The 8,016-nt window shown below is 44.6% G+C and carries 9 protein-coding genes; 1 reads left to right on the top strand and 8 read right to left on the bottom strand.

Features of this window, described 5'->3' with window-relative positions; genetic code table 11:
• Window positions 1-231: 231 nt before the first annotated feature.
• Genes ACE1AQ_RS12060 through ACE1AQ_RS12045 form a run of 4 tightly spaced genes read right to left on the bottom strand, consistent with a single transcriptional unit; the run spans window position 232 to window position 1,716 of the window.
• Complete coding sequence (locus ACE1AQ_RS12060) at window positions 232-633, bottom strand: PIN domain-containing protein (RefSeq protein ID WP_253257749.1); 402 nt, start codon at window positions 631-633, stop codon at window positions 232-234.
• On the bottom strand, window positions 630-1,088 hold the full coding sequence (locus ACE1AQ_RS12055) for a hypothetical protein (protein WP_374808484.1): 459 nt from the start codon (window positions 1,086-1,088) through the stop codon (window positions 630-632). Before ACE1AQ_RS12055 ends, ACE1AQ_RS12060 begins: the two co-directional genes overlap by 4 nt.
• A 41-nt stretch (window positions 1,089-1,129) precedes the next feature.
• The gene (locus tag ACE1AQ_RS12050) at window positions 1,130-1,483 is read right to left on the bottom strand and encodes a DUF5615 family PIN-like protein (RefSeq protein WP_106908918.1); all 354 of its coding nucleotides are present in this window, start codon (window positions 1,481-1,483) and stop codon (window positions 1,130-1,132) included.
• Window positions 1,480-1,716 carry a DUF433 domain-containing protein gene (locus ACE1AQ_RS12045; protein ID WP_002758607.1) on the bottom strand — a complete coding sequence of 79 codons (237 nt, stop codon included), beginning with the start codon at window positions 1,714-1,716 and terminating at the stop codon, window positions 1,480-1,482. Before ACE1AQ_RS12045 ends, ACE1AQ_RS12050 begins: the two co-directional genes overlap by 4 nt.
• 235 nt (window positions 1,717-1,951) lie before the next feature.
• Here ACE1AQ_RS12045 and ACE1AQ_RS12040 point away from each other — a divergent pair, with 235 nt between their 5' ends.
• Window positions 1,952-2,158, top strand: a complete 207-nt coding sequence (locus ACE1AQ_RS12040; protein ID WP_253257750.1) for a hypothetical protein — start codon at window positions 1,952-1,954, stop codon at window positions 2,156-2,158.
• On the opposite strand, the gene dxs is transcribed toward ACE1AQ_RS12040, so the two are convergent.
• The 4 genes from dxs to dapA all read right to left on the bottom strand — a co-directional run bounded on the left by dxs (window position 2,155) and on the right by dapA (window position 7,971).
• Window positions 2,155-4,065 (bottom strand): 1-deoxy-D-xylulose-5-phosphate synthase, encoded by a 1,911-nt coding sequence (gene dxs / locus ACE1AQ_RS12035; RefSeq protein WP_008207305.1) that lies wholly within the window; start codon window positions 4,063-4,065, stop codon window positions 2,155-2,157. The two genes, ACE1AQ_RS12040 and dxs, sit on opposite strands and share 4 nt — an antisense overlap.
• 73 nt (window positions 4,066-4,138) lie before the next feature.
• Window positions 4,139-4,909, bottom strand: a complete 771-nt coding sequence (gene larB / locus ACE1AQ_RS12030; protein WP_008207304.1) for a nickel pincer cofactor biosynthesis protein LarB — start codon at window positions 4,907-4,909, stop codon at window positions 4,139-4,141.
• A 180-nt stretch (window positions 4,910-5,089) separates the two neighbouring features.
• Window positions 5,090-6,838, bottom strand: a complete 1,749-nt coding sequence (locus ACE1AQ_RS12025; RefSeq protein WP_008207303.1) for a ribonuclease J — start codon at window positions 6,836-6,838, stop codon at window positions 5,090-5,092.
• Window positions 6,839-7,077: 239 nt separating this feature from the next.
• Window positions 7,078-7,971 carry a 4-hydroxy-tetrahydrodipicolinate synthase gene (gene dapA / locus ACE1AQ_RS12020; protein WP_110545272.1) on the bottom strand — a complete coding sequence of 298 codons (894 nt, stop codon included), beginning with the start codon at window positions 7,969-7,971 and terminating at the stop codon, window positions 7,078-7,080.
• Window positions 7,972-8,016 lie beyond the last annotated feature (45 nt).

The raw sequence follows: 8,016 nt of genomic DNA, 5'->3' as shown, positions 1-8,016 counted from the left end.
TAGCAAATGGAGAGAATTCTTGTCCATTAAGAAATGTTACAAATTACATGGGTACATTAAGAAAAGTTAAGGGGGTGCATCCATTGATGGATAAGGGTTTTCGGCTATTATAGTATATATGTATGGGGGAAGTTCAGATATATAGCGGTTCTCGCATCTGTGCGGCACACTCAAACCTTTGCTGATTAAGCTGTTCAGGATCGGGAATGTACCTCTTGTGAATCAGAAACGCTATATCTTTTCATAAGATGCTGCTTCGATTAAAATATCAGCAGTAAGTGCCACAATTTCTCCTACCTTGAGGAGGCGTTCTCGATATTTATTAAAACGATGTCGTTCTTCTTCATTGCTTTGCACCATTAAACTAGCAATATCTTGAATACTCTTGATCCGACTTGCATAAGAAGCTGTGCGTGAAAGTTGACGTAACTCAGTATCTAGTAACTGTTGAAGTTCCCGACGACTCTTTGCTTGACGAGTCAGTTTTTCGTGAGGTTCAGCTAGACTATATGCTGGAATAATTAGTTTGGCTTGTCCTGTTTCACAAAGTTGCAGAATCTGCTCACAGCTTAGACACTGCTCTTGCTCGAAGGTTAGCTCTAAAACAAAATTTGTTTCAACATAGATATTCACGCCGCTGCCTCACGCTGAAATTTTCCCCCAGCTAAAGCAGCATACAACCCTGAATCAATCAACCAACGCTGAGAATCATCGAGAGCTTCAGGCGGCTTTTCAGAATGAATAATCTCTCCCAACCAAGAAGCAACAATTAGTTCAAGACTTTGCCTACTAATTTGGTCATTCGTTACCCCTGCTCGTTGAAAATAAGGCTGAAGAATGGGACTGGCATCAATCATATAACTAGGTTCACTCTGCTCCTGAAAAGCCCCAACATTACTCCATAAGTAAAATCTGTCAGGAAAGACCAGCAAAAAATAGGGAGCCTTGGCAAAAGTACCGTGTGCCAGAATATTGCGTCGGAGTTTTGCCGCCCATTCTTGGGATACGTTGGTTTTGCACTTGACCTCAACCACAAGAGCGAGTTGACCATTGCGGTTATTAACTGCTAAATCCCAGCCAGAAGCCATAAGATGAACTGATGAAACCATACACAGCACCCCGCGTAAAATTATTGATGAACGATGATTGAGTTGCGACTCATTTCTATTAAGGAATGTTGAGTAAAAAGTGCTTTTATTTGGGGTAGATTATTCTGAAATAATGCTTCTAATTCAACATTCGTAATGTTACCCGTAGTCACTAGCAGAAGCTTATAAGGTTCTTGACTAATCAAAAATGAATCAAGAAAATCTGTGTCTTTGGTAATAACAATACGATTTTGTTGAATTGAAAGAGCGTTAATTTCTGCATCTGTCGTGGCATTTTGTTGGGGTAAATCTTTAGTATGAATTGTATCATGACCAGCAGCTTGCAAAAAACGGGCTAAACCAACTGGCAATTGGGCATCGACTAAAAAGTTCATGGTGCAATTTGGTAGATGCTTTTTACCTGAGTTAATCGAGTGGCAAACAATAACGCCGCTAGAATATCCTCCCGTTCCAAATCATCGTAGTCGGCTAAAATATCTTCGATACTCATGCCAGAACTAAGTAATTCTAGGATAAATTCAACAGGATAACGCAATCCTCGAAGGCAAGGTTTGCCATGACAGATATTTAAATCGAGTGTGATTCGCTGCCAAAGTTGGTTTTCCATAGGTAATTCAGTTGCTTGTAATCGTCCAATCTTCTCTCCGCCTACTTCTACTATGCACAATTCTGTCTTTAAGTCAAGTGGCTTTAGAAAACTTTAAGCAATTTCTTGACAAAATTTAACCTTTTTTCTCATTTTTGAACCCTCACAAATTAATTATGCAAGGGGTTTAATCTACTATACACAACTAGGGATACTACGAGAACTAACACTGTCATTGATGACCAACTCATGGCTGATGCTCTTAAAGCTACTGGACTCTCTTATTCTTTGTGTGATAAGTTTGACTTATATAGTAGTGATCGATCTTTGTGTCCTTTGTGTCTCTGTGGTTCGTTCCCCTCACTATTTATTGCCGGCAGTCTTCATTGACTATCTAGAGCAAAAAAAACCAGTCTTCCCTAATTTTTCGGGAAAACTGGCCAAGCTAATCTTGAGATTTTAACCGACGTTAGCGGTTTGTTTTTGGCTAAAAAATGCCGCTAAAACCTGTTGGGCAATCTGGGGACTGGTTAAACCCAAATCAGCGAAGGATTCCTCTGGTGTTGCGTGGTCCACTAATTTATCGGGAACCCCGAAACGCTTGACCGGAACTAGAATATTAGCATCCTGTAAAGCTTCCAAAACCGCAGAACCAAAACCACCCATCAAACAACCTTCTTCCAAAGTCACCACTTTACCAAGACGTTGGGCAAGGGGAAAGATAAGTTCTGTATCAAGGGGCTTGACAAAACGAGCATTAACCACTGTGGCTTCGATGCCGTGTTCGCTGAGGATTTCGGCCACCTGTAGGGAAGTGTTGACCATAGTGCCGTATCCTAACAGGAGAATATCATCGCCACTGCGGAGAATTTCGCCCTTACCGATGGGTAAAGCTTCCCAACCCTCTTCCATCAGGGGAACCCCTAAACCGTTGCCCCGGGGGTAACGCATGGCAATGGGGCCGCTGGTATGATTAATCCCCGTTACGACCATTCTTTGCAGTTCCGCCTCATCTTTCGGGGCCATAATGGTCATATTGGGGATACAACGCAGGTAGGCGATATCGTACATCCCTTGGTGGGTCGGTCCATCGGCCCCGACAATACCGGCCCGGTCCATGCAGAAGAAAACCGGGAGATTTTGAATGCAGATATCATGAATAATCTGATCAAAAGCCCGCTGCAGGAAAGTAGAGTAAATAGTGACAACCGGGCGCATTCCTTCGCAAGCAAGACCACCAGCGAGAGTAACGGCGTGTTGTTCAGCAATTCCCACATCGATGTACTGTTTCGGTAGTTTTGCCTGAAATTTGTCTAATCCCGTCCCCGTGGCCATGGCGGCGGTGATACCGATAATGCGCGGGTCATTTTCCGCTAATTTAGTGAGAGTATGCCCGAAAACTTTGGAATAAGCGGGAGGTTTCGGTTTACTGGAGGGAATCGGTTTACCCGTGGCTAAATTAAAGGGATTTTGGGCATGATAACCCACTTGATCTTTTTCAGCTAATTCGTAGCCTTTGCCTTTAACGGTGGCAACGTGGACGAAAACCGGTCCGTGGACCTTATGGGCCTGTTTAAAAGTGGCGATTAATTCGGGAATATTATGACCATCAATCGGGCCAAAATATTTAAAGCCCAATTCCTCAATCACTGCGCCAACTTTGGGAACTGCTAACCGTTTCATTCCTTCTTTGACTCGTTCCATTTCGGGAGTGAGGGAGTCACCGAAGAAGGGTAGATTTTTAAATTGTTCTTCGAGATTATCGGCGATAAACTGGACGGGTTCGCTCAGACGAACTTTATTGAGATAGCGGGAAATTGCCCCGACGTTGGGGGAAATGGACATCTCGTTATCGTTGAGGATAACCATGATGTTGGTGTTCGGTAAATGTCCAGCATGGTTAATCGCTTCTAGGGCCATACCCCCGGTTAAAGCCCCGTCCCCGATAATCGATACTACCTTGAAATCTTCCCCCTTGGCATCCCGGGCTAAAGCCATTCCTAACCCAGCAGAAATGCTCGTGGAGGCGTGTCCAGCCCCAAAATGGTCAAATTTGCTCTCGCAACGTTTTAGATAGCCCGCAACGCCATTTTTTTGGCGCAGGGTGTGAAAATCGTTATAGCGACCGGTGAGGAGTTTGTGCGGATAAGCTTGGTGTCCCACGTCCCAAAGAACTTTATCGCGATCGAGATCCAGGGTTTGGTAAAGGGCGATCGTTAGTTCTACGACTCCTAAACCCGGTCCCAAATGTCCACCGGTAGCGGCGATCGTCTGGAGGTGTTTTTCGCGAATCTGACGGGCAATATCTTCTAATTGACGGATTGACAAACCATGTAACTGGTTGGGATGAGTAATTTCACTTAGTTGCATATCGGCTTCTTTCTCAAAGTAGTTTATCCCTATACCAACTGTATAGGATTTTCAGCCTGAGATGAGGGAAAATCTAGGCTAATCTGGCCGCCGTGCGTAAAATTTGGCCGGCTAACATGGCAGCCCCAAAACCATTATCTATATTAACCACACCGATGCCGACCGCGCAGGAATTGAGCATAGTTAACAAAGGAGCAATACCGCCGAAACTGGTTCCGTAACCGATACTGGTGGGAACGGCGATCACCGGGCGATCAACTAATCCCGCTACCACACTTGGTAAGGCTCCTTCCATTCCCGCAACAACAATTAACACATCGGCGGCATCCAGTAGATGGCGATGATTCAAAAGGCGATGAATTCCCGCTACTCCCACATCCCAGAGACGCTGCACGGAAAAACCGCATAATTGAGCAGTAACCGCCGCCTCCTCCGCTACGGGAATATCGGCAGTTCCCGCCGTTAGGATGGAAATTATCCCTTTTGGGGGATTTTCTGGAGCGGCTGCGGCAATGGCACAGATGCGAGCTAAGGGATAATAAACTAAGTCTGTTACCTGTTCCTGTAGCTGGGCTGCTATCTCTGCTTCAATGCGGGTGGCCATAACCACGGGACTATTTTGACGCAAAACATGGATAATTTGGGCGATTTGAGCGGTGGTTTTACCCGGCCCCCAGATAACCTCCGGAAATCCCGTCCTTAATTGACGATGATGGTCAATCTTAGCGAAGTCTTCCACCGGTTCAAAGGCCAGATGTTTAAGTTTATCTAAGGCTGTCTCCGGGTTAATTTCTCCCCTGGCAACCGCGGTCAGCAGCGATCGCAAATCGGCAGCATGGAACATGACAGTTATCAGTTATCAGTTATCAGTTATCAGTTATCAGTGGGTAAGTTAACAGTTATCAGATTTGAGTTTTAAGTGAGCAGTATGTGTTAAGTGACCAGTATTAAATAGCAGTTTCTTGCCATCTTTTCACTGTTTACTGATCACTGATTACTGATTACTGCTCACTGCTCACTGCTATTAGGAGGCCATGGTGGCTGCGGGACGACGGCGGCGATAAGTACGATTGTTCGCTGGTTCCGTTGCCGCCGCTTGTAGGAGGAAGATCACTAGAGGTTGACTCTGTAACTCCCGTTTGATTAAACGCTGCAAAGTCGTCTCGATTTCGGCCCGCAAACCGGCCCAATCCTGAATCCCCGTGGCGGTTTTAAATTCACCGATGCGATCGCTTAAACAGCGTTCGATCGCCCGAATAATTAACTGATTCAGCAGCGAGATTTCCACTTTTGTCACCACACCGCGCAAATTAATCTCTGGAGGTGCGCTTAATTGTCCCTCCCCGTTAACGAAGGCCGCGATCGTAATCACACCATCTTCAGCTAACTGTTGTCTTTCCTGCATAATGTGTTCGTGGACTACACCCGCTTGATCGACTAACTCGATTCCCGAAGGCACTGGCGCGCCGAGACCAATGCGATCGCCAGTTAACTCGATCGTGTCACCATTTTTGACAATTACCATATTTTCGGCGGGAATACCCATACTTTGGGCCATCTGAGCGTGTTTGACCAGCATTCGGTGTTCTCCATGCACTGGCACAAAAAACTTCGGCCGGGTCAAAGATAGCATCAATTTATGGTCTTCTTGGGAACCATGGCCGGAAACGTGAATTCCCTTATCGCGTCCGTAAACCACGTTAGCACCCTGCATCATCAGGCGATCAATTGTATTGACCACGGCGATGGTATTACCCGGAATCGGATTAGCGGAAAAGACAATCGTATCCCCCTGACGCACGCGAATATGAGGATGTTCACCCTTAGAAATCCGCGTCATGGCCGCTAAAGGTTCCCCCTGGGAGCCTGTGGTTAAAATGACGATTTTATCATCGGCTAAATTGCGGGTCGCTTTTAAGGGTTCAAATAGATCGTCGGGACATTTTATATACCCCAAATTACGCGCATGAGCGATGACATTTAACATCGATCGACCCACTACCACCACTTTCCGGTTAAATTTCTGGGCCAATTTCAACACCAGATTAATCCGATGCACCGAGGAGGCAAAGGTAGTGATCATAATCCGTCCCGTTGCTTGGTTAAAAACCCGCTCTAACCCAGGATAAACGGAAGCTTCCGAGGGAGTATAACCGGGTACTTCTGCGTTAGTGGAATCACTCAATAAACATAGCACCCCTTTCTCGCCATGTTCGGCAATTTTTTGTAGATCAAAAAACTCACCATCCACGGGAGTATGGTCAATTTTAAAATCTCCTGTGTGAATAACTACCCCTAAAGGAGTGTGAATTGCTACACAAAAACTATCGGCGATCGAGTGGGTATTGCGGATATATTCCACCATGAAAGATTTACCTAAACGCACCATTTGCCGAGGAGCAACGGTTTCTAATTTGGTACGATTTGCTAATCCTGCTTCTTCCAATTTATCCCGCAATAAAGCCATCGCTAGGCGCGGACCGTAGATAATTGGTACATCAAATTGTTTGAGATGGTAGGGAATGCCACCGATATGATCTTCGTGACCGTGGGTGACGATCATACCCTTAATTTTATGGCGATTTTCCCTTAGATAAGTCATATCGGGAAGCACTACATTCACCCCGTGCATATCATCGGAAGGAAAAGCTAAACCAGCATCGAGGAGAATAATCTCATCATCGTATTCAAAAACACAGGTGTTTTTGCCGATTTCGTGTAATCCTCCTAGGGGAATGATCTTTAGTTTTGCTTGGGTTTTATCTTGACTCATTAGGTATCCTTTGATGGTAAGTTATGGTGATTTTTTCGGTGGTTTTTGTAGATGGTAAATCTCAAAAAATGAATAGTTGGAATTAAGTTTAACTAGGAGGATAACACCTAGTTAAGTTCACTTATATCAATACTTTCTGACCGTTCTAAACTATATTTTTCTTCTAGTTAAGCTATTAACATTATAACCTATTTCTCGAAAAAATCCTAGTTTAGTGAGCAAGAATTTCTAGTATTTTTCTAGATTAAAGCCAATTCTTGCATAATTTTTGCTAATCCTTCTTCTAGATCGGGACTTAAGGAACATAAAGGAAGTCTTAGACCCCCCACTTCCCAACCAACTAGATTTAAGGCCGCTTTAATTGGAATTGGATTAGTGGCACAGAATAAACCTTTAAACAGGGGAAATAATTTCAAGTTAATCTCGATCGCTTTGGCCGCATCTCCGGTTAAGAAAGCTTGAATCATTGCTTGGATTTCTTCTCCCACTAGATGACTGGCAACACTGACCACTCCCACCGCACCACAGGTCATCAGGGGTAAGGTGAGAAAATCATCCCCGGAATAAATAGCGAAATTTTCAGGAGTATGACAGTAAATCTTGCAGGTTTGTTCTAAATTACCACTAGCTTCTTTTACCGCCACAATATTATCAACTGCTGCCAGTTTAATAATCGTTTCCGGGGTCATATTTTGACCCGTACGACCGGGGATATTATAAAGCATCACCGGCAGATCGGGACAAGCTTTGGCAATGGTCAGAAAATGCTCGTATAAACCCTCTTGGGGAGGTTTATTGTAGTAAGGAACCACTTGTAAAGAACCATCCAAACCCAGTTTAGCGGCCTGTTGACTAGCTTCGATCGCTTCGGAAGTGGAATTAGAACCCGTCCCCGCGATCACTTTTCCCCGACCATTAACTGCTTTTTTGACAATACTAAATAGTTCGTATTCTTCCTGCCAACTTAGGGTGGGGGATTCTCCCGTCGTCCCACAGACCACTATACCATCGCTACCGTGAGTAACTAGATAATCGGCCAACTTTTCCACCATAGCATAATTAACTTGACCATCGACGGTGAAGGGAGTCACCATCGCCGTAATTACTCGTCCAAAATATGTTGTTTCACTCATTGATCAGTTATCAGTTATCAGTTATCAGTTATCAGTTATCAGCTT

The sequence above is a fragment of the Microcystis sp. BLCC-F209 genome, assembly GCF_041928595.1.
In the GTDB taxonomy this organism is placed as follows: Bacteria; Cyanobacteriota; Cyanobacteriia; order Cyanobacteriales; family Microcystaceae; genus Microcystis.
This window is presented reverse-complemented; position numbering and strand designations above follow the sequence as displayed.